The organism is Paraburkholderia sp. BL6665CI2N2 (assembly GCF_004366535.1).
Lineage (GTDB): Bacteria > Pseudomonadota > Gammaproteobacteria > Burkholderiales > Burkholderiaceae > Paraburkholderia.
In genome coordinates this window covers 1,359,431-1,383,187 of sequence record NZ_SORC01000001.1, presented here as the reverse complement: position 1 = coordinate 1,383,187, position 23,757 = coordinate 1,359,431, and the positions used below count along the sequence as shown (strand labels likewise).

Below are 23,757 nucleotides of genomic sequence, written 5' to 3'. Positions count from 1 at the left end.
CATGTCGGCCGAATACAGCGGCTTCCAGGTCGCAATACGCGTTGGATTCATTTCAGGCCTCGCGTGAGAGGCCGTTTCCGCCGCTCGCTACCCGTTTTGTGATTCACCGGCGTCTGGCGGATAGCGTCGGCAAATTTCTCCAGCGCCGACAGCGAACCGCATACGCTGTGGTACTCCTCGCGGCCGATCCTGGCGTCGAGAATAACGGCCATTCCCGATTCGCGGGCCATATCGATGATGTTCATTTTGCTCACCCCAATTCGTGTCTTCACGCACTGCAAGACGCCGAATCCGACGTGATTATTCCCGCGATTTTTTCAACGCACTGCCGGGAATAAGACATCCAATCCCCTGGTTTAACCGTTCAGAGCGTGTTGACGCCGACTCAAGTCGAGTTCGAAGATTGCGCTCGCATATCGAGGAGCATTGACATGAAACTGATCTCTCTGAACCGTCTCATGGTCCGCGCCGCAGCCGGCGCGCTCGTTGCAAGTGCCGCCCTTCTGGCAACGGCAAGCGGCGCCTACGCGCAAACGTCGGCCACGCCCGGCGCGCACCAGTTCACGCGCGCCGAGGTGCGCCACGAACTCGAGGAGCTGGAAGCTGCCGGATACGATCCGTCTCGCGGCGACGAAAGCGACTATCCCGCCGACATTCAGGAAGCGGAAAGAAAAGTAGCCGCCATGCACGCAGCCCAGCAGAGCGCGCTAAACAACAACCAGCCAGTCATGCAGGACATGCCCATGCATTGATGGCGGTCCGGTGTGTGTGAACCTGTGGACAGCGGGTTCTGCTTTTGAGCGTCGGTCCTTGTCGGATCGACGCTGCTTTTTTTGCCGGCTTTCAACTCACCAGGGGACGGCATTCGCGTCTAGCGGCTGGATGCGAAAGCTTCGGTGCCCCTCGCCAAAATCCGTAGAGCCATGATCGTTTGAAACAGAACTTCGCCAGTGTAGAGCTGTTGTGGTTCAACAGACAGCAGGCTGGCCGACTGTTGGTTTTACCGCACCACCCACAGCTTCGCCGCAAGCTCATCAAGCCTGCAACTCCTTTGTTATCAGCACGCTGAAGTTCTTCAAGCACGCATGGCACATCATGTGCAGTGTAAGTGTGCGAGCACACACAAAAGTGCTCGCACACCCAGGTAATTTTCTCAAAGGAGAACGTCATGAAAGACCTGAAGATCCGCGAACTGCATCGCAATGAAGAAATGAGCTCCGCCGACATGGCACGCGTCGTCGGCGGAAAAGATAAGGAACCTGTCGGCAAGCCGACCCATATCGACGCCATGAATGGCGTGCTCACGTTCGGCGATGGCTCGAAGTGGTCGATGGACCTCAATGGCAAGCTTCATCCGCTTTAAATCGACAAAGTTCGCCTGGTTCTCCGATGAGGCGCCTCGAAGTCGGGCGCTTCACCGGTGACCGGCCGGTCAAACGCTCCAACGGCTCACCCGCCAAGCTTCGTATTTTCCGAACCTTCGCTTCGCATTTAGCAGGTTTATCCGATCCCGAATCTACCGCACACTGGACTTCATCTTCACTACGGACATCGTCCAGGCAAGGAAAGAATCATGCGCACCTACCCGCGTAACAGCCCGCAAGCCGCAGCACGCATCGTCGCGCTGGTCCTCACTGCGGACGGCCACGTGTGCAGTTCGGAAGAGCGTGTGCTGCAGAGATTGAATATCGCAGGCGAACTCGGTCTCGCGCCCGCGCAATTCGAGCAGATCGTGCAGACACTGTGCGAAGACCACTCGGTCGCGCATCTGTCGTTCGCGCCGCCGGTGGGCCGTCTCGACCCGACCATGCTCACGACCTTGATCGACGAGATCGACGATCCCACGTTGCGCCGCAAGGTCATTCGCCTGTGTGTCGCCGTGGCGGTTGCGGACGACTATCTGGCGGACGGCGAAATCGCCCTGCTCGCCGCCATGTTGAGCGCGTGGGGACGCGACCTGACGCCGGCCGTCAACCGTCACGGGCTGCCGTCGCGCGTCATGCGCGGTTATCAGCGCGCGCCGGCCACCACCTGAGAAGCGAGCCCGTGATGTTGCCCGCGACGCGAACGGATGGCGTGAATCTCCTCGATCACGCCATCGGCGCGGCCGAGCCAGCGCAGGCCCCGCAGCAGCGTCAGATCTTCCGCGCCGAGTTCCGCGAGCGGAAACACGCCGAGGCCGCGCGCGGCGAACACCGCCATGAGCGCGCTGTCCTCGAATTCGCCGACGATGCGCGGCCGGATGCCCTGCGCGTCAAACCAACGGTCGAGCCGCGCGCGCAAGGCGGCGTGCCGGGTCGGCAGAAGCACGGGCACCTCCGCGAGACACTGCGGAAAGCCCGCGCGCGCGGATTTGCGGACGATCTCGGTCGGGCCATACCAGTCGACCGGCGAGCCAGCCAGGCGCTGGCTGAGCACGCGCAGGTCGGCATTGTGCGGCGCCGGCTGGCAAGCGAGCACCAGATCGAGCCGATGCAGCGCGAGTTCCGACATCAGCTCCGCGTGTTCGCCCTCGTGACATAAAAGCCTGAGCGACGGCGTGCCGAGCACCGGCGCCAGCAGCGCATGCGCCGCGAGCTTCGAAATGCCATCGGAAAGACCGACGGCGAGCCGTGCCACACCTTCTCCACCGGCCTCGCGCATCTCGTCGAGGAGCGCCTCGCCAAGCTGAAAAATCTGCTCCCCGCGATTGAACGCCGTCTCGCCGGCTTCGGTCATCGTGACGCCCCGTCCCGCCGGTTTCAGCAATTGGCGCCCGATCGATTTCTCCAGCTCCCGCACCTGCGCGCTGATGGTCTGCACCGCCATATCGAGACGTTCGGCCGCACGCGCGAAGCCGCCCTCTTTCACTACTATCCAGAAGTAATACAGATGCCGGTAATTGAGCATTGGCGTGACACATCGAAAAAAACGATATGTCGCTCAGAGTATCACTGATTTATCCGAAGCCAGAAGATAGCGATCATGGTCGCTAATCCAACGTCACCCGCATTCATCCGCTTACGGACACCATGGACACTCTGCTCACACTTGCCGCCGACCCCGCCGCATGGGCCGCGCTCCTCACGCTGGTCGTGATGGAAATCGTGCTCGGCATCGACAACCTGATCTTCATCTCGATCCTCAGCAACAAGCTGCCGGAAGCGCAACGCGCGCGCACGCAGCGCATCGGCATCATGCTCGCGCTCGTCATGCGGCTCGGCCTGCTCGGCACGGTCGCGTGGATCGCGCAGTTGACCGCGCCCGCCATCACGCTATTCAGTCACGCGTTTTCGTGGCGCGATCTGATCCTGCTCGGCGGCGGCCTGTTCCTCGTCTGGAAGGCGACGCGCGAGATTCACCACCACGTGACGCATGCCGAGGAGCAGCGCGACAAAGCGGGCAGCACCGTCCAGTTGACCGTGACGGCCGCGATCGGCCAGATCCTGGTGCTCGATATGGTGTTCTCGGTCGACAGCATCATCACGGCTGTGGGCATGACCGAACACATGCCGATCATGTTCATCGCGGTGATCAGCGCGGTCCTGGCCATGTTGTTCGCAGCACGCCCGCTGTCACGCTTTATCGATCGCAATCCGACCATCGTCACGCTCGCGCTCAGCTTTCTGCTCGTGATCGGTATGACGCTGATTGCGGAAGGTTTCGGTTCGCATGTGCCGAAGGCTTACATCTACGTGGCAATGGCGTTCTCCGCATTCGTCGAAGCGATGAACATGCTGGTGCGCCGCGCGAAATCGAAGCGCGTGCTCAGTAGCGGGCAATAAGCGAAAAGCGCGTGACGGTTTTCCCGGATCGGGAGTTTGCATTCGCCCGGTCCAGCATGCGATGTCTTTCTACTCTTGAGGAGCAACGCTATGAAATGCCCTGTTTGCAAGACCACCGACCTGCTGATGACCGAGCGCCGCTCGATCGAAGTCGATTACTGTCCCGACTGCCGGGGCGTGTGGCTCGATCGAGGCGAGCTCGACAAGCTGATCGCGCAGGACGCGGCCCAACCCGATTCGCCGCCCGCCCCGCGCGCAAGCCACGACGGCCACCGGGAGCGGGATCGTTCGTACGACAGTCATCGCGGTTACGACGATCATCGATCGGGTTATCGGACGCAGAAGAAAAAGCGCTCCCTTTTCGACGTGTTCGATTTCGACTGAGCGCCGTCAGCCGTGAGGGAAAACGCGCCGGGCACGTTCCGGCACTTGTCGCACTAACGTGCTTTGCCGCGAGCGTTCTTGCCGGCGTTGCCGGCGCGAGGCGCATCCTTACCGGCGGGCGCGGCGCCGCCGTTTATCTGTTCCATCCACGACAAGGCATCGACGTAGGACAGAAACTGCTTGAGGTAGCCCGGCGACACTTCGCTCATCAGCCAGAGCGCCCGATGCACGAGGCTGCTCGAGTTGAGCGGGCCGGCGTTGCCCGGCACCTTTTCCAGCGACTGCCGCAGTTGCTTTTCCGTGCGGACCTTCGACCAGACGTCCCTGAAGTAGTCGAGCGCGGGCATCTCGGGATAAGAGGCGGCGCGCGGCAAACCGCTCGCCGCGGGCACATGATCCTGACTCGCGATGTAGTCGACGAGGCTCTTCAACGTTGCGTGCGCGGGCACGTCGACGGCTTGCGCAGCAGTGTCATCAGCCGAAGATGCCGCGGCGCGTTCTATATGCCCCGCGTAGGCGTCCAGCAGACCGGACAGCCTTTCGTCCAGAATGCGCCGCGCTTCGCCGCTGTGACCGGCCGCGCGCCGTTCGAACGCGTCGATGAAACGGAAGCGGACAGGATCGAGCCGATCGGCGCCGCGTTCGCGCCACGCGTCGAGCGTCGCACGGGCTCCGCTTGCCGGATCGTTATCGCCCGCGTTACTCACGAGGCTTTACCGTCGAGGTCGATGGCCGCGGCACCGGCGCAATTTCCACGCGACGGTTTTTGGCACGGCCCTGCTCGTCCGTATTCGAACTCACCGGTTGTCCGGAACCGAACGCCGCCGCAAACAGCGACGACGCGGGCACGCCGGCGTCGATCAGCGCGCGCGTCACCGTCAACGCGCGCTGCGCCGACAATTCCCAGTTGTCCGCGAAACGGCGGTTGCCTTCGCGCAAGCGCTGATCGTCGGTAAAGCCGCTCACCATCAGGATTTCGTCATTGGCGCCGAGATACGCGGACAGCGGCCCGGCCAGACTCTTCAGCAAATCCCGGCCTTGCGGCTGCAACTGATCGGAGTTCAGCGCGAACAGCACATTGCCGCTGATCCCGATGCGCCCATTCACCAGCGTCACGCGCCCAGCCGCGAGCGGACCCGCGAGCGCCTGTTCGAGCGTCTTGCGGCGCTGCGTTTCCAACTGACGCTGCTTGACTTCCTGCTCCAGCTTGCTCGACAGCTCCAGTTGTACGCCGATCACGCCCACGAGGATCAGCACGAAGGCGCCCAGCAGCACCGACATCAGGTCGCCGAAAACCGGCCAGATCGGCGCGACCTGCTCCACGCCGCCGTCGATGTCCTCGCTCATGCCGCTTCAGCTCCTGCTGACGCACGCCGGGCGGCAAGCTGCTGCAGGTCTTCGACGATCTGCTTCTGCGACATCACGCTCAGATCGATGACTTCCCGCGCCTGCGCCACGTAGTACGCGAGTTGTTCGTCGCTGCGCGCGAGGGATTTGTCGAGCGCGGTTTCGATACGCTGCAGGTGCGTCACCAGTTTGTCGTTCGACTCGCCGAACACTTGCACGGCGGTGCCGAATGCGTCGCCGAGGCTCGCCACTTCGACGGCGCTGCCGGTGACTTGCGCGGCCACCAAACCCAGCTTGCCGGTTTCGAGTTCGATCTTGTCGGTGAAGCGCGTGCCCACGCGCTCCAGCAAATCCGCCGATGTCGCGACGAGCGCATCGACGGCCGTGCGCTGCTCGGTGGATGCGTGATTGACGGCGTCGAGCAGGGTTTCCAGCGTTTCCAGCAAGCGGCTGCGCTCCTGCAGCATCGCGGTATCGCGGACCATGCTGTCGGAGAGCTTCTGACGCAATTCGGCGACGACTTCCGCCGCGGCCTTGGGCGCTTCCGAAGCGGCTTGCACGAGTTGGCCGATCTCGGCGATCGTCTCGCTGGCGTGGGCCTGCGTTTGGGCGGAGATGTCGCGCGCGGTTTGCGCCAGCGTCTCGCAAATTTCCTGCTGACGGCTCGCGGTGCGCTCGCCCGCCTGTTCCCATTCCGCGCTCAAGGTGTTGGCCATTGCGCCGAGCGCTTCGGTCCAGGCGGCCAGACGCTGCTGATCGCGCGAGGCCAGTTCGGCTTGCAGATTTGCCGCGGCCTTCGGCGCTTCGGCCGCGGCCTGCACGAGCCGGTCGATTTCGGCGATCGTATTGCTGGCGTGCGCCTGCGTTTGGGCCGAAATATCGCGTGCGGTTTGCGCCAGCGCCTCGCAGATTTCCTGCTGACGGTTCGCGGTTTGCGCGCCGGACTGCGCCCATTCCTTGCTCAACGTGGCCGCCATCGCGCCGAGCGTCTCGGTCCAGGCGGCCAGACGCTGCTGGTCGCGCGAAGCCAGTTCGGCCTGCAGGTTCGCCGCCGCTTTCGGCGCTTCGGCTGCGGCCTCGACGAGCCTGTCGATCTCCGCGATCGTGTTGCTGGCGTGCGCTTGCGTCTGTGCCGAGATATCGCGCGCGGTTTGCGCCAGCGCCTCGCAGATTTCCTGCTGACGGCTCGCGGTTTGTGCGCCCGACTGCTCCCACGCCTTGCTCAACGTCGCCGCCATCGCGCCGAGTGTTGCAGTCCAGGCGGCGAGCCGTTGTTCATCCTTCAAAGCCAGTTCGGTCTGCAAGTCCGTGTGCGACTGACCCACGCCACGCAGCAGAGACGCCGCGTGCTGCTCGAAGGTCGCGGCGGCCGCCGCCAATGCCTGCTGGTTGTTCGCCGCGAGCTTTTCGCCGACGCTCTCCTGACGCGCCAACGCCTCGTTCCAGGCCTTCGAAACGTTGCCCGCCGTGTTTTCCAGTCGCGCGGAAACGCCGTCCAGCAGGCCGGCCGAGCGTTGCTCGAAAGTGTCGGTGAAGCGATCCAGCGAGGCGCGCAGATGCTGCGCCAGTTCCTCGCTCGAACGCTGATGTCCCGCCAACGCCTTGTTCCAGATATCCGCGACGGTCGCGGTGGTCGTCTCGAAGCCGCTCGACAGCCCGTCCAGTTGCCGCTGCACGGCGTGCGCAACGGTGTCGTGCAACGCGCTCGTCTCGCGCGCGAGGCCGGCCATCGTGGCTTGCATGACCGGCTGCAGCGCCGCGCCGGCGGCGCGCGTGCTGTCCGCCACGCTCTCCTTCAACGACTGCTCGACCGAACTCGCGAGGCGCGCATAAGCGGCCTCGGCCCTGCCGTGGAAAGCCTCCTGGCTGGCAATCTGCCGCTCGTTCAAGGCGAGGCTGTGTTGCTCGATGGCCGACATCATCGTCTGCAGACGGTCGACCAGCGTGGGCATCACCTCGGACTGGCGCTGCAGGAGCCTGAAGGCCTCTTCGCGCTGATGACTCTGCGAGTAGATGCGCAGGGTCGTCGCGATCTTCACGTCGAGCATCTGCGCGGCCTGCAGGCGCTCGCGCCGGCACAGCGCGGACAGCAGACCCAGCATGGCGGACGTCGCCACGCCCGAAATCGAAGTGCCGAACGCGAAGCCCAAACCCTTGACCGGCGCGGCGAGCGAAGCGCGGATCGCCTGCAGGTCGGTCGCGCTTTCCAGCGCCATGCCGGTGCCGCGCAAGGTCACCACCATGCCGAGCAGCGTGCCGAGCATGCCCAGCAGCACCAGCAAGCCGACCAGGTAAGGCGTGAGTGCCGGACCCGGCAAGGCCACCCGCTCGCCCTCGACGCGCAGGCGCGCCGCGTGCCGCAGGCTCGGATGCAAGGGCTCGAGCCATGCGCCGAGACTCGGCGGCGGCCCGGATAGCCCGGCAACCGCCTGCGTGAGCGTGGCGGTCGCCTGGTTGTAGCGGTGCAATTCGAGCGAACCCGCCAGATAGCACACGCCGATCAATAAGGTGACGGCCAGTGCCAGCGGGTTCGAACCGAGATAGCCGGCGGCGATCCAGCACACAGCGGCCAGACCAGCCAAAAACACAACGAGATCAAAACGATATCTGGACATAGTGTCCCAGTTAGCTGGCGCGAAGGGCGGCGAGCAACCCTTCGACCGGTTGTAAACGAATATCCAGTTCGGCAAGCAACACGGTTTGCATGTCCTTGCGGAACACATTCAGCCATGCGCCGGCGGTGACTGCCGCTGTGTTGCTGGCTGCGTCGCCGGCGGCTTCGTCCGACACCTGGGCGGCGGCCAGCGTCACCTGCTCGGCCGCGCGCAAGCGCTCGAAGTGCCCGGCCAGCAGCGCGGGTATGGCGGCCAGCAGATTGCGCTCACGCTCGCTCAGTGCGCGCTCCATTACCGCGTCCACCACGGCGAGCCGCGCCATGGCGGGTGTTCTGGTGGCCAGCATGCCCCGCAGGCGGCCGCGCAGATTGCCGATCGCCATTTCCATCGACTGCTGGATGGAGAGATAGCGTTGACGGAACACCGCGTAATCGGCCACCGGCTCGGCGGGCACACTCTGCGACGACGCATGCGCGGACGCGCGTGCGGGCCCGCGCCGCCTGTCGGCCGCGAACACGCTATCGCCCGTGATGGTCTTCGCCAGCGAACTGCGCGCGCGGACGTACTCCGACTCCTCCGCGCCGCCGAAGCCGCGCGCGCCGGCGGCAACGGCGGGCGGGTTGCCGTTCAGTACCGAGGACAGCGCAATGGCGTCGGTCCAGCCGAGCCATTGGCTGAGCCGGTCCGAGAGCGATTGCCTGGATTCGGGAACATCGACATCCGCGAGGCGTGCCAGTAAGCGAATGAGCGCCGGGCCGCTGAGGGCGGTGCGCTGGGGGGGTTGCGACATACCACCGGAAGCAAAAAAGTCGCCAGTTTACACGCTGTCGACACCTGAGCGGCTGCAAGTCGATTCGCAGGCCGTGCGCGAGGCGCATTTTACTTGAGCGGCGGAGTGGTCGAGCGTCGAACCCGCCGGCTCAGGTCGGATAAAGCGAACGACTCCATGTAAGATGAACGCCCGCCTCAACGCGCCTGTGGACGGCGCCGCGCGACCCGAACGTTTGTCGACTGGATCGCGGCACTCTTCGAACAAAGCGACTTTAAGCGAGGCCTATAAGCAGAATGAAATTCGATACCGTTGTGCTCGGAGCGGGCATTGTCGGCGTGTGCATTGCCGCGCATTTGCAGAAACGCGGCCGCCAGGTCGCGCTGGTCGATCGCAAGCTGCCCGGCAACGAGACCTCGTTCGGCAACGCCGGGTTGATCCAGCGCGAAGGCGTTTATCCCTACGCGTTTCCTCGCGGACTCGGCACGTTGCTGCGCTATGCGCGCAACCAGTCGCCCGACGTTCGTTACCATGCCGACGCGATCCTCAAGACCGCGCCATTTCTCTGGCAGTACTGGCGCAACTCTCATCCAACGCGGCACGCCGCCATTGCGAAGTCGTACGCGACGCTGATCGAGCATTGCGTGAGCGAGCACCGCGCGCTCGCCGCCGAGGCCGGCGCGAGCGCGCTTTTACGCCCGATCGGCTGGATGAAAGTGTTCCGCACCGCAGCGGCTCATGACGCGGAAACCCGGCTCGCCGAACGGTGGCATCGCGAATATGAAGTCGAGTTCGAAGCGCTCGACGCCGCCCGCCTGCAACAGCTCGAACCCGATCTCGACAGGACCTTGCTGGGCGGCCTGCGCTATCCGGACTCCGATTCCGTGAGCGACCCGAACGCGCTCGTCACCGCCTACGCCAGATATTTCGAAGCGCTCGGCGGACGGTTTTTTATCGGCGATGCGGATACGCTGCGCGATGGCTGGTACGTCGATACGGAAGCGGGAACGATCTCCGCTTCATCCGCGGTCGTGGCGTTGGGGCCGTGGTCGGAGCGCGCGAGCACGCGCCTGGGTTACCGCTTGCCCCTCGCCGTCAAACGCGGCTATCACATGCACTACGCGCCGCAGGGCACGGCACGCCTGAATCATCCGGTGCTCGACGCGGAAGGCGGCTACCTGCTGGCGCCCATGGCACGTGGTATCCGCCTGACGACGGGCGCGGAAATCGCGGATCTCGAAGCGCCCAAAACGCCGACGCAACTCGCCGCGGTCGAGCCGGTTGCCCGCACGCTGTTCCCCTTAGGCAAGCGTCTCGACGACGAACCCTGGATGGGCCGCCGTCCTTGTACAGCGGACATGCTGCCGATCATCGGGCCCGCGAAAAAACATCCGGGCTTGTGGTTCGCGTTCGGCCACGCGCATCACGGGTTGACGCTGGGTCCGATAACCGGCCGTCTGCTCGCTGAAATGATAACGGGCGAAGCAACGCTCGTGGACCCGCGGCCGTTCAGCGTGGAGCGGTTCGCACGGCACGGTTAGCGCTACGGGCCGCAATAAAGAAAACGCCGCGGACAAACAAGCTCCGCGGCGTTGCTCTACCTCGACATCAATCGTTCAGGCCGCGGCCACCACCCTGCGCGGCGACAGAACCGACACGACAAAGCTCACGACGATATTGACCGTCAGTGCGATCAGGCCGATATACACCGGATAGACCGCATCGCCGAAATGCAGGGCGTACACCGGCTTGAGGCCTTGCGAAATCGCCAGCCCGGTTCCGAGCACGATCCCGGCCAGCCAGCCGAGGAACAGGCCCGGCGTGTTCAAACGACGCGTGTACAACGAGAACACGATTGCCGGGAAGATCTGCAGAATCCACACGCCGCCCAGCAGTTGCAGGTCGATCGCGTACTGCGTCGGCAGGAACACGATGAACAGCAGCGCGCCGAACTTCACGACCAGCGAGACGATCTTCGCGGTGGAAGCCTCGCCTTCCGGCGAGATATTCGGCGAAACGAGCGGACGCCACAAATTGCGCGTGAACAGATTGGCCGCGCCGATCGACATGATCGCCGCGGGCACCAGCGCGCTGATCGCAATCGCCGCCGCCGCGAAGCCGACGAACCACGACGGGAACAGCGTGTTGAACAGCGCCGGCACCATGTCCGAGGCCGACTTCACATGCACGCCGGCCGCAATCGCCATATAGCCGAGCAACGCGATCAGACCGAGCAGCAGCGTGTACGCCGGCAGGAAGATCGCATTCTTGCGCACCGTATTCGCCGACGAGGACGACAGCACCGCCGTCATCGTATGCGGATACATGAACGCCGCCAGCGCCGAGCCCAAAGCCAGCGACGCATACGCGGTGAATTGCGTCGGCTTCAGAATGATGCCGGTCGCGCCGCCCTTGGCCTTGAAATACGTATCGGCCGCGTCGAACACATGCGCATAGCCGCCGAGCTTGGCCGGAATCAGCCACACCGCCGCGATCACCACGATGTAGATCATGATGTCCTTGACGAACGCGATCATGGCCGGCGCGCGCAGGCCGCTGGCATACGTATACAACGCGAGGATCACGAAGGCGACGATCAGCGGCATTTCGCCGGTCACGCCGAGCCCCTTGATCACGACCTGCATGCCCACCAGTTGCAGCGCAATGTATGGCATGGTCGCCACAATACCGGTGATCGCGACAGCCGCCGGGAACCACTTGCCGCCGTATTCGCCCTGCACGTAGTCCGCTGCCGTGATGTGGTTTTTCGCGTGAGCGATCTTCCACAGTTTCGGCATTACGGCGAACACGAACGGATAAACGATGATCGTGTACGGCAACGCAAAGAAGCCATACGCACCGACCGAATAGACCAGCGCGGGCACCGCGATCACCGTGTAGGCGGTATAGAAGTCGCCGCCCACGAGGAACCATGAAATGACCGTGCCGAACTGGCGGCCGCCCAGGCCCCACTCGTGCAATTGCGTCAGGTCGCCCCGTTTCCAGCGCGCGGCAAAGAAGCCGATCACGGTGACGAGAACGAAGAACGCGATAAAGACGGTCATCGCAACCGGATTCACAGGATTGACGTCGCTCATTTGACACCTCGGTACACGGCGTAAATCAGTAGCGAGGTCAACGGCACCCACAAGAACTGATACCAGTAGAAGAAAGGAAAGCCCGCGAACGACGGACGCGTGTCGTTATAGAACGGCAGCCACAGCAGTGCGATGTACGGAAGCAGCAGGATCAGCCATAGCCATGAGCGGCCGGCAGGTTGGGATGTCTCCACAATCGTCTCCTAAGTCTATTATTGACACCACGCGCTACGACTCGTGGTCCGGCACGTGAAAACCGGTTAGCGGGTATGAGCCGGCCAACCGGGTGCTTATGACGCCACGCGACGCGCGCGGCGGTGGGCGCAGCCGCCTGCAAGGCGCACTATGCCGTGGGGATGTAGTATTCGCCTTCGTGAGCGTCCTCACAAGCGCGCAACTACGTAAGCCGGCTACGTAGTACTACGTAGCCGGTCAGCCGTCTTTTCAACGATGAAACTGAAAGCCAAGATTGTCCTGCTGGCGATCGTGCCCTTCCTGGCCGCCATCGCGAGCATCGAAGTGGGTGTGCAACGGCAGGCCACGGCGCTCGCCGAGACGCAACACGCGAGCACGCAGGCCGCATACATGGCCAGCAAGGAGATCGAGCTCAAGCATTACGTCGAGCTCGCCACCACCGCGATCGAGCCGCTCTACGACGCCGGCCAGGACAATGCGCGCGACGACGCGACGCTGCGCGCACGCGCGCTCGACGTGCTGCAGAAAATGGACTTCGGCACGGACGGCTACTTCTTCGTCTACGACATGCACGGCCGTTCGTTGATGCATCCGCGCGAGCCGGACCTCGTCGGGCGCGACCTGTGGGAACTGCGCGATCCGCAAGGCACGCTGACCATTCAGCAACTGCTCGCCGCAGCCTCGCGCGGCGGCGGGTATGTACGCTATCTGTGGCATCGTCCGTCGACGGGCAAGGTGGCGTCGAAACTCGGCTACGTAGTGCCGCTGCAGCGCTGGGGCTGGATGATCGGCACCGGCATCTATCTCGACGACGTGGATAACACGCTCGCGCGTATCGACGAACGCGCGGCCGCCAATATCGATCGTACGATGAAATGGATCGACGCCATCGCCGTTGCCGGGCTCGCCGTGATCGCGCTGTGCGCGCTCGTGCTCAACGTCACCGAATACCGCAGCGCGGACGCCAAACTGAAACGGCTCGCGCAGCAGGTGGTCGAGTCGCAGGAAAACGAACGGGCACGCCTGTCGCGCGAACTGCACGACGGCATCAGCCAGATGATGGTCTCCGTGAAGCTGCTGCTCGAATCCGCGCTGGCGCGCTTCGAGCGCAGCGAAGTGCGCGTGCCAGCGGCAGAGGCCGCACTTACCACCAGCCTGACGCGGCTTGGCGATACCTTGCGCGAAGTGCGGCGCATTTCTCACGCGCTGCGTCCGTCGATGCTGGACGATCTCGGCGTGGCCGCCGCGCTGGAACAACTCTCGCGCGAACTCAGCGAGCAGTCGGGCATCGAGATCGGCTTCACGCAGATCGCGCACACGCACGCCGCGGCTTTACCCGATGCAGTCAACACCGTGCTGTTCCGGATCGCCCAGGAAGCGTTGACGAATATCGTGCGCCACGCGCACGCGTCGAGCGCGGCGCTCGCGCTGGAAATATCGAACGACGCGGTCACGCTGAACATCGCGGACAACGGGCGCGGTTTCGACGTGACGCATGTGTTCGTCGGCCGGCGCTCGGGCGTGGGTCTGCGCAACATGCGCGAGCGGCTCGAAGCGCTGGGCGGCACACTGTCGCTCAGCTCGCAAGCCGGCCACACGCTCATCACCGCGCGCGTGCCACTGGGATCGACCGAGCCGGCATTGCCGGCCTTGCAGGAAACCTGACCATGAACGACGCCTCACCCGCTATCGCCCGTCTGATTCTCGTCGACGATCATCCGCTCGTGCGCGACGGTTTGCGCGCACGGCTCGAAGCGGTGCGCAACCTCGAAGTGGTCGGCGAAGCGGGCAATGCGCAGGAAGCGCTCGCCCTTGCCGCGAGCGCGGAGCCCCAGCTCGTGCTGATGGATGTAGGCATGAACGGAATGAGCGGCATCGCGCTGGCCGGCATGTTTCACGAGCGCTTCCCGGCAATTCGCGTGCTCATGCTGTCCATGCACGACAATCTCGAGTACGTGACGCAGGCCGTGCGCGCGGGCGCGAGCGGCTACGTGCTGAAGGACTCGCCCTCCACCGAAATCATCCAGGCCATTGGCGCGGTGCTCGAAGGCAAACAGTTTTTCAGCGCGGGACTCGGCGCACGTCTGATTCAGGCTTCGGCGATGCAGTCGCCTGTCGAACGGCTCACGCCGCGCGAGCGCGACATTCTCGACGCGCTTGCCGAAGGGTTGTCGAGTAAGCAGATCGCCCAGCGCAACGATCTCTCCGTGCGTACGGTGGAAACGCATCGGCTGAATCTGAAACGCAAGCTCGATATTGAAGGCCAGGCCGAGTTGATCAAGTTCGCGGTCGAAAACCGGCGCACGAACCGGTGAAGACCTGACTGACGCCGATCGGCGATCATCGCATAATCGGCGCTGCATACATTCAACCACTGCTATCGTTCCGTCTACTCTACTCAATGCCCAACATTCGGAGCTGATGAGGATGAAACGCACGATCCCATTACGGCTAGCGAGTCTGCTGATCTGTTTCGCCGCAACTGCTATTCACGCCCATGCCGAACCGGCGCGCGTCAATCGCGGCCACGATCCGTTCTTTCAGATCTCCAAAGCAATCGGCGATTGTCCGGTGCCATTGGGGCCGCTCGAAACCGAGAAAGAATGGCTCGACGACAGCCATTACCGGATCGAACGCGGCAATAGTTGCTGGGTGGAAGGCCGCTGCCGTTTATCGAACGCCTATCTGTACGACGTGGAAATCGCCGAGGCGGTGCAGCGTCGCCTCACCAACATCAATTTCGCCACGCACTGGCGCGAACAGTCGACGCTCTGGCTGACGCTGCAACGCCGCTTCATCTACGTGGAAGGCTGCGTTGCGCCGGGCTTCGATAAGCAGAGCTTCCTCACCGAACTCGCGAAAACCGCGGACGTCGAGCGTGTGATTGACGATACCGTCACCAATCCGCACGCCGTACAACTCCCCTACAAAACGCTTGCGAATCCGGACAAGCCCGTGCTCGATCCAGGCAACTAGGTTTACGCTCAAAGGCTAAATGCGGCGCTTGGCTGATACCCGTTATCACGCTGCAATGCCTATATCGGCAATCGAACAAAGCAACGCAGAAATCGAACTTTGGGCGTTCTGGCGTCATTGCTACCATCGGCGACCCGACATATCCGGTCCGCACAACAATGACAACACAACGATCGCAGCGCCCTTCTTTTCGCCTTGGCATGATCGGCGCCGCCGTCGCCAGTCTCATCGCTCTCGCCTCCTGCGGCGACGACAATCTGCCCGGCCCGACGCCCACACCCGTAGTCGCCCAGAAGCGCCCGAACATTCTGTACATCATGGCCGACGACCTCGGCTATTCCGACATCCACGCGTTCGGCGGCGAAATCAACACGCCCAATCTGGACGCGCTAGTGCAATCGGGCCGTATCCTGACGAATCACCATACGGGCACCGTCTGCGCGATTACGCGTTCCATGCTGATCTCCGGCACCGATCACCATCTGGTCGGCGAAGGCACCATGGGCGTGCCGACCGACGAGCGCAAAGGACTGCCGGGTTACGAGGGCTATCTGAACGACCGCGCGCTCTCCGTTGCGCAACTGCTGAAGGACGGCGGTTATCACACGTACATGGCCGGCAAATGGCATATCGGCTCGGGCATTGTCGGCAGCACGACGGGCGGCGGACAAACGCCCGACCAATGGGGCTTCGAACATAGCTATGTATTGCTTGGCGGCGCCGCGACCAATCACTTCGCGCACGAACCCGCGAACTCGCGGAACTACACCGAAGACGGCAAATACGTGCAGCCCGGTCAGCCGGGACAACCGGGCGGCGCAGGCGGCAGCCCCGCAGTGTTCTATTCAACCGACTTTTATACGCAGCGTCTGATCTCGTACATCGATTCGAACAAGGGCGACGGCAAGCCGTTCTTCGCCTACGCGGCCTACACGTCGCCGCACTGGCCGCTGCAAGTACCCGAGCCTTATCTGCACAACTACGCCGGCAAATACGATGCCGGTTACGACGCGATCCGCAACGCGCGCATCGCGCGGCAAAAGGCGCTCGGCATCATTCCGAACGACTTCGTGCCGTACGGCGGCGCATCGGAAACGCTCGTCGCCACCGCGGCCACGGCGAACAACGGCACGGTGAACGCGAAGTACGTGAGCGCCGTGCATAGCGCGGCGCAAGGCTATACCGACTATGGCGCGGGCACGGTGAACAAGACATGGGCGAGCCTCTCGCCCGCCGAGAAGAAGGCCCAGGCGCGATATATGGAAATCTACGCGGGCATGGTCGAGAATCTCGATCACAACATCGGCCTGCTGATCCAGCACCTGAAGGATATCGGCGAGTACGACAACACCTTCATCATGTTCCAGTCGGACAACGGCGCGGAAGGCTGGCCGATCGACTCCGGCGCCGACCCGACCGCGACCGACACCGCCAACGCCGCCGATCCGGTTTACTCGGCACTCGGCACCGACAACGGCAAGCAGAACGCGCAACGTCTGCAATACGGTTTGCGCTGGGCCGAAGTCAGCGCCACACCGTTCCGTCTGACCAAGGGTTATTCGGGCGAAGGCGGCGTGTCCACGCCGTTGATCGTCCATCTGCCGGGTCAGACCACGCAGAAGCCGACACTGCGCGACTTCACGCACGTCACCGACAATACCGCGACGTTCCTCGCCGTCGCACAGATTTCACCGCCCACGCAGGCCGCGCCGCCGCTCGTCAATACGCTCACCGGCGTCGATCAGAACAAGGGCAAGGTGGTCTACAACAACCGCTACGTCTATCCGGTCACCGGGCGGTCGCTGCTGCCGCTGTTGAACGATCAGGCGACGAGCGCGGTGCAGAACGCGTCGTTCGGCGACGAAGCCTACGGCCGCGGCTATCTGCGCAGCGCCGACGGCCGCTGGAAAGCGTTGTGGACGGAACCGCCGCTCGGCCCCGTGGATGGTCACTGGCAACTGTTCGACATGAGCGCCGATCGCGGAGAAACGCAGGACGTATCGACGCAGAATCCCTCGGTGATCGACGGTCTCGTGCAGCAGTGGAACAGCTATATGAGCAGCGTCGGCGGCGTGGAACCGTTGCGTCCGCACGGTTACTACTGAGCACGCAATGACCGTCAGATTCAAGTTGAAGAGCAACGCGGCGCTGTACAGCATGTACGCCGCGATCGCCACGGTCGCGTTCGCCACCGCTTTTACCGCCGCGACGGCCGCTTCGGCGGTCTTTAGCGGCGTTGGCAAGCAAGGCGCGTTCGATGAACTCAACACGTCGCGCCCGTTAGCCGCACTCGGCTCCGAGCAGCAATGCGAGCGCTACGCCGGTTTACCCTCGCGTTGGCGCGACAATCCGAAAGCCGGCATGGTGCATTTGCATGGCGGCGACTTCGTATTTGGCAGCAAGCTCGGTTACGAAGACGAGCGTCCTGCCAGGGATGGCAAGACGCGCGTCGCCGGTTTCTGGATCGATCAGACCGATGTGACGAATGCGCAGTTCGCGGCGTTCGTGAAGGCGACGGGCTACGTCAGCGATTCGGAGCGCCAGGGTGGCGCCGTGGTGTTTCACACGCCGACACGCGATGAGATGAACGCGCGCGATCTCGCATGGTGGACATGGGTGAAAGGCGCCGCATGGAATCATCCGACCGGACCCGGCAGCACGCTCGAAGGCCGTCTGAATCAGCCCGTGACGATGGTCACGCAAGCCGACGCGCTCGCCTACGCGCGCTGGCTGGGCCGCGATCTGCCCACCGAGGCCGAGTGGGAATACGCGGGCAAAGCAGGCCGCGAAGGTGCGGACCTCGACACCGCGCCGCGCGACGAACACGGCGAGCCGAGCGCGAATTACTGGCAAGGTGTGTTCCCCGTACTCAATACGAACGAGGACGGTCACGTCGGTCTCGCGCCCGTCGGCTGCTATGCCGCCAACGACTTCAAACTCTACGACATGATCGGCAATGCATGGGAGTGGACCAGGGATGTCTACACGGGTCCGCACCAGTCGCACACCAACGGCGACACCGCGGCGGTCGCGCCGCTCAGCCGCAAACACGACACGCCGATGGTCATCAAAGGCGGCTCGTTCCTGTGCTCGCGCGACTATTGCGTGCGCTATCGGGCGGCGTCGCGCGAACAGCAGGAAGCGGATTTGCCGGCGTCGCATATCGGTTTTCGCACGGCGCTAAGGGACGCATCATGAAGGCTCGGCGATTCGTGACGGCGGTGCTGCTGGTCGCTGCTTCGATGGTTCAGCACGTGCAAGCCGCCGCGCCCCAAGTCATCAAAGTGGGTGTGAGTCCGGGCGCGCATGCCGAGATCATGGACGAAGTGCGCCGCGTCGCGGCCAGTCGCGGCCTCACGCTGGACGTGGTCGTATTCGATCAGCCCGAACGTATCGACGCCGCGCTCGCTGCGAAGCAGATCGACGCGGCGAGTTTCGAGGACGAGCCACGCTTCGACGCCCAGCGCAAACAGCACGGCTTTGCGCTGACGAGCGTCGCCACCACCGTGACGTTTCCCATCGCCTTGTACTCGCGCAAACTGACGAATCTCGGCCAGTTGCAACGCGGCGCGACGATCGCGATTCCTGACGACCGGGAAGGCACTGCGCGCGCCCTGATCCTGCTACAGAACTTCACGTTGCTGACTTTCAGGGACACGGCCGGCCTTCACGCGACTCTCGCCGACATCACGAGCAACCGGCTGAATCTGCGGATCCGCCAGGTGCCGCGCGCACGTCTGTTCGACACGCTAGATAGCGTGGCCTTCGCCGTGATCGATAGCGACGACGCGGCGCGCGCGGGTCTTTACCCGGCGCGCGATAGCCTCGGTCTCGAAGATGCGCGCTCGCCCTACGCCAACGTGTTGACGGTGCGAGACGCCGACCGCACTCAGCCTTGGGTTGCGCAACTGGTGGCCGCCTACCATTCGCTCGACGTCGCGCATTTCATTCTGACGCGCTATCAGGACTCGGTGCGACGGCCGTGGTGAACGCTTTCTCGTTCGTGTGCACGGCGTGCGGCAAATGCTGCAATAGTCCGCCGGCCATGGCACTGCCCGAGTTGTTCCGGCATCGCGACCGGATCATCGGCTGTATTGCGATCGGCCGCGTGCCGCGCAGGCGCGTGGGTGAGCGATTGCGCGTGGGTCGGCATGAAACCGTGCTCGACGCGGCCGATATCGCCGCCTTCGATTCGATCGCTGACACGCTGCTCTATCGAACCGGCGACATCTTCAGCATCATGACGCAGGGCTACGATTACCCCTCGCTGGCACGCTGCCCCGCACTCGCTGACGACGGACGCTGCGCCATCCATCTGAACGGCAAGCCGGTCACGTGCGAAGTGGTGCCACTTGATCCACTCGTACCGGATACGTTGCAACATCTCGTGCTAGCTGGGCGCAATCAGAGCGCCGCGTACCTCGGCACCGATTGCATTCAGGAAGGTGAGCGCGCGGACGCCGTACTAATGACTGCGGAAGGCGAGATAAAAGACGCGAATGCGAGGGACGCTTTGGCGCGCCGCCGCCGCGCGCTGGAAAGAGAACGCGAAGTGTGGGGCCGTGCCGTATTCGAATCGCTGCGCAAAGACCTGTTCGACTCGCCCGGCGCGTTGGCGCGCATTCCAGCCGGCGGCTTTCTGACGATTTCGATTGTGCCGGCGCTATTGGCCGTAGCGAGTACTTCCGCAGGTTGCAGGCAGTCATGCCTCGACTATATCGACAGTCAACTCGCGCTAATCGACCGCAGTATCGAGCAAGCGCTGTTTCGACGCCGCCTGGACGATCGTCCCGTGACACACGAGTTGCGCGGATTCACTCAAGCATATCAACGTGCAAAAGCGCTTCTTGGCACACCGCTTCCTGCCATGGAAGTGGAAAGCGGCGCGCGCCCTTCTCTATCACCTATCGAAGCCTATCTCTCTGGCGCAGGTCGGTAATCAGAGGATTCATCAGAGCTGCGAATCCAGCAGCGGGACAAACTTCTCGATCAGCTTTTCCGTAAACGGCCGATGCATCCATGCTTCGAGCGTGATCTGTTGCGACTTCTTTATATCGTCGGCGAAAGCGGCGGTCTGCTGCCTGGCGAAGTCGCGGTCGTAAATATTCAGATTCGCTTCGTCGTTGAGCTTGAACGAACGGTTATCGAAATTGGTCGAGCCGACTGAAACCAGGTATTCGTCCACCACCAGCAATTTGCAGTGAAACATGGTCGGCTGATACTCGTACATTTCCACGCCCGCTCTGAGCAGATCGCCCCAGCACGCGCGCGATGCTTCCCGCACGGTATGCGTGTCGATCCGTTTGCCGGGCATGATGATCCGCACTTTCACGCCGCGTTTCGCCGCCTCGACGATCGCGTTAATGGTCAGCTTGTCGGGAACGAAATAGGCACTCGCCAGATGAATGGAGTGCGTCGCCGCCGTGATCGCCATTAGATACATTAACTGCATGTCGTCGCTGCCGCCCGAGGGCGAGCTGCTGAACATATGCGCGAGGCCGTCACCCATTGGCTCGACATCGGGAAAATAGGCTGGGCCGTGCAGCACATTGCCGGTTGCCTTGACCCAGTTGTCCATGAATACGGCCTGCATGTGGCCAACCACCGGACCCTCCACGCGGAAATGCGTATCGCGCCAATGCTTTTCATCCTGGGCGTGGCCGGTCCACTCCGGCGCAATACCCACACCGCCCGTAAAGCCGATATGGCCGTCGACCACCAGCAGCTTGCGGTGCGTGCGATCGTTCATGCGGCCCAGGCCGGTCCAATGGGGCTTGTGATACTGAATCACTTCCGCGCCAGCATCGCGAAGCATATCCAAATAGCGCTTATCCATTTTCGACGAACCGACCCAGTCGAGCAGCACATGCACCGCGACGCCCTCGCGCGCTTTATCCGCGAGCGCCTGCGCAAACTGCTCGCCAATCTCGCCGGACCAATAGATAAAAGTTTCAAATGTAATCGTTCGACGTGCGGAACGGATGCCTTCCAGCATCGAGGGAAAAATGCAGTCGCCGTTCAGCAGCATCTCGAAGCGATTGCCCGAAATGACCGGCGGCCCAAGCAGCAAACCCATTGAGCGAAGGAATTGCGGATCGTCGCTCGCGTAAAGGCGATCGATCTTATGCTCGATCTTCTTTTCGCCGCTCGATAAATTGGCAATCACCAGGATGATGACGAGCGTGACGAAAGCAGTAATCGGAATCGTCAGCATGCGTGGCCTCGATGCTAATAGGCGGGACGTGTCGCGTGCGCGTCCTGCGGTTTGACGAACATTCCGGACCTCGGCCCGGCCTTTACGACGAACGCAGGACGCATTGCGCGTGCCCAATGCAGGCCCGCACCTTGCTACTCCATCCCATTACCTGACTAATGAGAACGCTTCCCGGGAGGCTATTTCGCCCGCGCCGTAGACACCGACCACCGTATAGTCCGACGCCACACATTCGAATGTGGACGCCTGAAACGTGATGACGAAATGGCGCAGCGCGGGGCCTGTCGATGCCACCGCCGCAAGCTCGGTGGCCAGCGACGAATTCATGACTTCATGAACCGAATAGCCGGCGAGACCCTGCGAGGTGAGCGGGTGAATCTCAAGATCGGCGTCGCCGGGCGGACCCAGACGATGAAATACGGCGTCCGGAAATAGCACTGCGCAAAATGGATCGTCGTCGGGATCGAATGGTCCGAACCATTCAAAGTCGGACTCCGCAATCGGATAAGAGAGAATGACCCGGCGGTCACTCGCGACGATAAAGGGTTCGGCGGCATCTTCTGCCGGATAAGGAACGGAGTCCAGCAGGACGACCTGGTCTTCCTGCTGGGTTGATTCAAGCGTACGGGTCATCTACTTTACGACTCGGTTGCGCTCATGCGCCGGCTGACGCCGGCGCTGCTGCGGGCGTGGCCGCGGCACTCGTCGCGACGGTTCTTTTGGCCGCGGCCTTGCGAACCGGTGCTTTCCTGGCTGCCTTGGCCACGACGCTCTTCTTCGCCGCGCCCTTCTTTGCTGCTACTTTTTTAGTTGCCGCAGTGGCTTTCTTTGCAACCGTCTTTTTGGCCGCGCCTGCTTTCTTCGCCACGACTTTTCGGGCTGCGGCTTTCTTGCTCACTACGCCGCTAGCTGCCGCCGATTTCACTTTACCGGCCTTTTTCGCAGCTTTGTGACCCGCATCCGCCACAGTTGCCGAGGCGCTATCGATCAGGAATCTGGTGCGGTCCTTGACGGTGGCAAGCCATGCCGGTGCCGGGCCGCGGCCGCTCCAGGTCGCGCCTGTTTTCGGATTGATGTACTTGGGCGGTTGCGCGCCTTTCGGCTGACCTTTGCTGCCTTTCGCCTGGGTGACAGCACTCTTCGCCGCCGACTTCAGTTCGCTCGCGCCTTCGATCAGGAACTGCGCGCGATCTTTCACGCCGGCAATCCAACCCGGCGCGCGGCCGTGGCCCGTCCAGGTCGCGCCGGTTTTATGGTCGCGGTACTTTGCCAATGACTTACCGGAGCTCACGGCTTTCGCCTTGCCACCGCCGTTCAAGCCTCTCGCGGCGCGCCGGGCTTTTGCCTTGGCTTCGATATCCGCGGTAGTCAGGCCATGCTTGAGCATCAGATCACGAATCTGGTCGACCGCGACTTGCGCTTTCCTGGCCAGAAGGACGTCAGCTTGCGCCTGAAGCTTTTTAAGCTTTGCCTGGATTTGCTCTAATGTGGGCATTTGATTGCTCCTTATGTGGTAATCGATCGAACTATGCCACGAATGACGCGAGAAAGGCAGATCGGCGTGACTATAAAAACACGGCTCTGAGTCGATCATGCATTCGGTGGAGTACGAACTTTTCGGGTTCTTTACTTCGTCGCCACACTTTTCTGACTTTTTTCTTTGCCACTCTCCCTTCCCATTTACTGTCTTTCCAATTCCCGGCCGGCGATCGACGACGGCATTGTGTCGCACTGAAAGGCAGCCCGTGCATCGCGGCAAGAGCCGCTTCTACTATAGGCAAGCATTAGGAGATTCAAAGGGCAGTAGTACATTTTTTATTGCCTGAGTACGTTCGCGCGTCCACCCGCTCTTATAAAAACACTTTTTTCAGCCATGAGATGCGGGCTTCCCGAGAGGCAATGCGCTATCCGGCAGCGTCGTAACCCCGCGTTACCAATCTCGCAGCGCTGTTTCACCTGTGTCCGGACCGCCCTTCTACACTCCAAACCGTAACTCGACGCAAAGCTCTGGAAAACCCGCAAGGGTGAACCTGAGGCAATCGGAAGCACCGCACTTCGATATGCAAGGAGAAGGCAAATGAACAAGAAGATCATCGGCGCGGTATTCGGTCTGGCAGTGCTGGCGGCATCGTCGGCAGCCTCGGCACACGTGGATGTGGCGGTCGGAGTCGGTATTCCAGTCGGCGTGGTTGCACCGCCGCCGCCCGTTTATGTCGCGCGGGGCCCGGCTCCGGTGCCGGTTGTTTACGGCGGCGACGGCTACGGCTACGGTGACTGGCACGCACGCGAGTGGCGCGAACGTCGTGAATGGCGCGAACGCGAATGGCGCCGCGAGCACTGGCGCGAACATGAATGGCGTGAACGGCACTGGAATGGCTATTGAAATGACGCCGTA

The 23,757-nt window shown here is 62.7% G+C and carries 25 protein-coding genes; 14 read left to right on the top strand and 11 right to left on the bottom strand.

The window, feature by feature from the left end:
- Positions 1-47 precede the first annotated feature (47 nt).
- Complete coding sequence (locus B0G81_RS06210) at positions 48-245, bottom strand: hypothetical protein (protein ID WP_116145741.1); 198 nt, start codon at positions 243-245, stop codon at positions 48-50.
- A 186-nt stretch (positions 246-431) separates the two neighbouring features.
- Between B0G81_RS06210 and B0G81_RS06205 the strand changes: the two genes are divergently transcribed.
- From B0G81_RS06205 to B0G81_RS06195, 3 genes are all read left to right on the top strand, one after another.
- The gene (locus B0G81_RS06205; protein WP_134133894.1) at positions 432-752 is read left to right on the top strand and encodes a DUF4148 domain-containing protein; all 321 of its coding nucleotides are present in this window, start codon (positions 432-434) and stop codon (positions 750-752) included.
- Positions 753-1,168: 416 nt separating this feature from the next.
- Entirely contained in the window at positions 1,169-1,363 is a 195-nt protein-coding gene (locus tag B0G81_RS06200) for a hypothetical protein (RefSeq protein WP_106277155.1), read from the top strand.
- A gap of 210 nt (positions 1,364-1,573) precedes the next feature.
- The gene (locus tag B0G81_RS06195) at positions 1,574-2,035 is read left to right on the top strand and encodes a TerB family tellurite resistance protein (RefSeq protein WP_134133893.1); all 462 of its coding nucleotides are present in this window, start codon (positions 1,574-1,576) and stop codon (positions 2,033-2,035) included.
- Here the strand turns inward: B0G81_RS06195 and B0G81_RS06190 are convergent.
- Complete coding sequence (locus B0G81_RS06190) at positions 2,011-2,889, bottom strand: LysR family transcriptional regulator (protein ID WP_134133892.1); 879 nt, start codon at positions 2,887-2,889, stop codon at positions 2,011-2,013. The genes B0G81_RS06195 and B0G81_RS06190 overlap by 25 nt on opposite strands.
- 122 nt (positions 2,890-3,011) lie before the next feature.
- Between B0G81_RS06190 and B0G81_RS06185 the strand changes: the two genes are divergently transcribed.
- Both B0G81_RS06185 and B0G81_RS06180 read left to right on the top strand, forming a co-directional pair.
- The gene (locus B0G81_RS06185) at positions 3,012-3,764 is read left to right on the top strand and encodes a TerC family protein (RefSeq protein ID WP_134133891.1); all 753 of its coding nucleotides are present in this window, start codon (positions 3,012-3,014) and stop codon (positions 3,762-3,764) included.
- A gap of 90 nt (positions 3,765-3,854) precedes the next feature.
- Complete coding sequence (locus tag B0G81_RS06180; protein ID WP_116123318.1) at positions 3,855-4,148, top strand: zf-TFIIB domain-containing protein; 294 nt, start codon at positions 3,855-3,857, stop codon at positions 4,146-4,148.
- A 53-nt stretch (positions 4,149-4,201) separates the two neighbouring features.
- Here B0G81_RS06180 and B0G81_RS06175 read toward each other — a convergent pair whose 3' ends face one another.
- Genes B0G81_RS06175 through B0G81_RS06160 form a run of 4 tightly spaced genes read right to left on the bottom strand, consistent with a single transcriptional unit; the run spans position 4,202 to position 8,900 of the window.
- Complete coding sequence (locus B0G81_RS06175) at positions 4,202-4,855, bottom strand: DUF2894 domain-containing protein (protein WP_134133890.1); 654 nt, start codon at positions 4,853-4,855, stop codon at positions 4,202-4,204.
- Positions 4,848-5,495 carry an OmpA family protein gene (locus tag B0G81_RS06170; protein ID WP_116123316.1) on the bottom strand — a complete coding sequence of 216 codons (648 nt, stop codon included), beginning with the start codon at positions 5,493-5,495 and terminating at the stop codon, positions 4,848-4,850. The genes B0G81_RS06175 and B0G81_RS06170 overlap by 8 nt, the downstream gene beginning before the upstream one ends.
- Positions 5,492-8,110, bottom strand: coding sequence for a DUF802 domain-containing protein (locus B0G81_RS06165; protein ID WP_134133889.1), 2,619 nt, complete (start codon positions 8,108-8,110; stop codon positions 5,492-5,494). Before B0G81_RS06165 ends, B0G81_RS06170 begins: the two co-directional genes overlap by 4 nt.
- Before the next feature lie 10 nt (positions 8,111-8,120).
- A complete protein-coding gene (locus B0G81_RS06160) occupies positions 8,121-8,900 on the bottom strand; it encodes a DUF3348 domain-containing protein (RefSeq protein ID WP_134133888.1) in 780 nt (259 codons plus the stop codon).
- Between the two features lie 275 nt (positions 8,901-9,175).
- On the opposite strand from B0G81_RS06160, the gene B0G81_RS06155 reads away from it, so the two are divergent.
- The gene (locus B0G81_RS06155) at positions 9,176-10,420 is read left to right on the top strand and encodes an FAD-binding oxidoreductase (RefSeq protein ID WP_134133887.1); all 1,245 of its coding nucleotides are present in this window, start codon (positions 9,176-9,178) and stop codon (positions 10,418-10,420) included.
- A 75-nt stretch (positions 10,421-10,495) separates the two neighbouring features.
- Here B0G81_RS06155 and B0G81_RS06150 read toward each other — a convergent pair whose 3' ends face one another.
- Positions 10,496-11,977: a sodium:solute symporter gene (locus B0G81_RS06150; RefSeq protein ID WP_116123312.1), complete on the bottom strand. Its 1,482-nt coding sequence runs from the start codon at positions 11,975-11,977 to the stop codon at positions 10,496-10,498.
- Entirely contained in the window at positions 11,974-12,171 is a 198-nt protein-coding gene (locus B0G81_RS06145; RefSeq protein WP_012426370.1) for a DUF3311 domain-containing protein, read from the bottom strand. Before B0G81_RS06145 ends, B0G81_RS06150 begins: the two co-directional genes overlap by 4 nt.
- Positions 12,172-12,427: 256 nt before the next feature.
- On the opposite strand from B0G81_RS06145, the gene B0G81_RS06140 reads away from it, so the two are divergent.
- The 7 genes from B0G81_RS06140 (at position 12,428) to B0G81_RS06110 (ending at position 20,087) form a co-directional block, all read left to right on the top strand.
- Positions 12,428-13,837: a cache domain-containing protein gene (locus tag B0G81_RS06140; protein ID WP_134133886.1), complete on the top strand. Its 1,410-nt coding sequence runs from the start codon at positions 12,428-12,430 to the stop codon at positions 13,835-13,837.
- The gene (locus tag B0G81_RS06135; protein ID WP_181920222.1) at positions 13,834-14,487 is read left to right on the top strand and encodes a response regulator transcription factor; all 654 of its coding nucleotides are present in this window, start codon (positions 13,834-13,836) and stop codon (positions 14,485-14,487) included. The genes B0G81_RS06140 and B0G81_RS06135 overlap by 4 nt, the downstream gene beginning before the upstream one ends.
- Positions 14,488-14,599: 112 nt before the next feature.
- Positions 14,600-15,148 (top strand): hypothetical protein, encoded by a 549-nt coding sequence (locus B0G81_RS06130; RefSeq protein WP_106277132.1) that lies wholly within the window; start codon positions 14,600-14,602, stop codon positions 15,146-15,148.
- Between the two features lie 158 nt (positions 15,149-15,306).
- Positions 15,307-17,253 (top strand): arylsulfatase, encoded by a 1,947-nt coding sequence (locus tag B0G81_RS06125; RefSeq protein WP_134133885.1) that lies wholly within the window; start codon positions 15,307-15,309, stop codon positions 17,251-17,253.
- 7 nt (positions 17,254-17,260) lie between these two features.
- The gene (locus B0G81_RS06120; protein WP_134133884.1) at positions 17,261-18,346 is read left to right on the top strand and encodes a formylglycine-generating enzyme family protein; all 1,086 of its coding nucleotides are present in this window, start codon (positions 17,261-17,263) and stop codon (positions 18,344-18,346) included.
- Positions 18,343-19,137: a MetQ/NlpA family lipoprotein gene (locus B0G81_RS06115; protein ID WP_208328512.1), complete on the top strand. Its 795-nt coding sequence runs from the start codon at positions 18,343-18,345 to the stop codon at positions 19,135-19,137. Before B0G81_RS06120 ends, B0G81_RS06115 begins: the two co-directional genes overlap by 4 nt.
- Complete coding sequence (locus tag B0G81_RS06110) at positions 19,131-20,087, top strand: hypothetical protein (RefSeq protein WP_243856366.1); 957 nt, start codon at positions 19,131-19,133, stop codon at positions 20,085-20,087. Before B0G81_RS06115 ends, B0G81_RS06110 begins: the two co-directional genes overlap by 7 nt.
- Before the next feature lie 12 nt (positions 20,088-20,099).
- Here the strand turns inward: B0G81_RS06110 and cls are convergent, their stop codons facing one another.
- From cls to B0G81_RS06095, 3 genes are all read right to left on the bottom strand, one after another.
- The gene (gene cls, locus B0G81_RS06105) at positions 20,100-21,362 is read right to left on the bottom strand and encodes a cardiolipin synthase (RefSeq protein WP_134133883.1); all 1,263 of its coding nucleotides are present in this window, start codon (positions 21,360-21,362) and stop codon (positions 20,100-20,102) included.
- 147 nt (positions 21,363-21,509) lie between these two features.
- Positions 21,510-21,995: a hypothetical protein gene (locus B0G81_RS06100; protein WP_134133882.1), complete on the bottom strand. Its 486-nt coding sequence runs from the start codon at positions 21,993-21,995 to the stop codon at positions 21,510-21,512.
- A 22-nt stretch (positions 21,996-22,017) separates the two neighbouring features.
- On the bottom strand, positions 22,018-22,857 hold the full coding sequence (locus tag B0G81_RS06095) for an H-NS family nucleoid-associated regulatory protein (protein WP_116123304.1): 840 nt from the start codon (positions 22,855-22,857) through the stop codon (positions 22,018-22,020).
- A gap of 582 nt (positions 22,858-23,439) precedes the next feature.
- Here B0G81_RS06095 and B0G81_RS06090 point away from each other — a divergent pair.
- Positions 23,440-23,745: a hypothetical protein gene (locus tag B0G81_RS06090; RefSeq protein WP_106277121.1), complete on the top strand. Its 306-nt coding sequence runs from the start codon at positions 23,440-23,442 to the stop codon at positions 23,743-23,745.
- Positions 23,746-23,757 lie beyond the last annotated feature (12 nt).

What these genes read in the sequence shown, in the direction of transcription:
- B0G81_RS06210 (WP_116145741.1), bottom strand. Translation starts at nt 245, where the DNA reads ATGAACATCATCGATATGGCCCGCGAATCGGGAATGGCCGTTATTCTC.
- B0G81_RS06205 (WP_134133894.1), top strand. Translation starts at nt 432, where the DNA reads ATGAAACTGATCTCTCTGAACCGTCTCATGGTCCGCGCCGCAGCCGGC.
- B0G81_RS06200 (WP_106277155.1), top strand. Translation starts at nt 1,169, where the DNA reads ATGAAAGACCTGAAGATCCGCGAACTGCATCGCAATGAAGAAATGAGC.
- B0G81_RS06195 (WP_134133893.1), top strand. Translation starts at nt 1,574, where the DNA reads ATGCGCACCTACCCGCGTAACAGCCCGCAAGCCGCAGCACGCATCGTC.
- B0G81_RS06190 (WP_134133892.1), bottom strand. Translation starts at nt 2,889, where the DNA reads ATGCTCAATTACCGGCATCTGTATTACTTCTGGATAGTAGTGAAAGAG.
- B0G81_RS06185 (WP_134133891.1), top strand. Translation starts at nt 3,012, where the DNA reads ATGGACACTCTGCTCACACTTGCCGCCGACCCCGCCGCATGGGCCGCG.
- B0G81_RS06180 (WP_116123318.1), top strand. Translation starts at nt 3,855, where the DNA reads ATGAAATGCCCTGTTTGCAAGACCACCGACCTGCTGATGACCGAGCGC.
- B0G81_RS06170 (WP_116123316.1), bottom strand. Translation starts at nt 5,495, where the DNA reads ATGAGCGAGGACATCGACGGCGGCGTGGAGCAGGTCGCGCCGATCTGG.
- B0G81_RS06165 (WP_134133889.1), bottom strand. Translation starts at nt 8,110, where the DNA reads ATGTCCAGATATCGTTTTGATCTCGTTGTGTTTTTGGCTGGTCTGGCC.
- B0G81_RS06160 (WP_134133888.1), bottom strand. Translation starts at nt 8,900, where the DNA reads ATGTCGCAACCCCCCCAGCGCACCGCCCTCAGCGGCCCGGCGCTCATT.
- B0G81_RS06155 (WP_134133887.1), top strand. Translation starts at nt 9,176, where the DNA reads ATGAAATTCGATACCGTTGTGCTCGGAGCGGGCATTGTCGGCGTGTGC.
- B0G81_RS06150 (WP_116123312.1), bottom strand. Translation starts at nt 11,977, where the DNA reads ATGAGCGACGTCAATCCTGTGAATCCGGTTGCGATGACCGTCTTTATC.
- B0G81_RS06140 (WP_134133886.1), top strand. Translation starts at nt 12,428, where the DNA reads ATGAAACTGAAAGCCAAGATTGTCCTGCTGGCGATCGTGCCCTTCCTG.
- B0G81_RS06130 (WP_106277132.1), top strand. Translation starts at nt 14,600, where the DNA reads ATGAAACGCACGATCCCATTACGGCTAGCGAGTCTGCTGATCTGTTTC.
- B0G81_RS06125 (WP_134133885.1), top strand. Translation starts at nt 15,307, where the DNA reads ATGACAACACAACGATCGCAGCGCCCTTCTTTTCGCCTTGGCATGATC.
- B0G81_RS06120 (WP_134133884.1), top strand. Translation starts at nt 17,261, where the DNA reads ATGACCGTCAGATTCAAGTTGAAGAGCAACGCGGCGCTGTACAGCATG.
- B0G81_RS06115 (WP_208328512.1), top strand. Translation starts at nt 18,343, where the DNA reads ATGAAGGCTCGGCGATTCGTGACGGCGGTGCTGCTGGTCGCTGCTTCG.
- cls (WP_134133883.1), bottom strand. Translation starts at nt 21,362, where the DNA reads ATGCTGACGATTCCGATTACTGCTTTCGTCACGCTCGTCATCATCCTG.
- B0G81_RS06100 (WP_134133882.1), bottom strand. Translation starts at nt 21,995, where the DNA reads ATGACCCGTACGCTTGAATCAACCCAGCAGGAAGACCAGGTCGTCCTG.
- B0G81_RS06095 (WP_116123304.1), bottom strand. Translation starts at nt 22,857, where the DNA reads ATGCCCACATTAGAGCAAATCCAGGCAAAGCTTAAAAAGCTTCAGGCG.
- B0G81_RS06090 (WP_106277121.1), top strand. Translation starts at nt 23,440, where the DNA reads ATGAACAAGAAGATCATCGGCGCGGTATTCGGTCTGGCAGTGCTGGCG.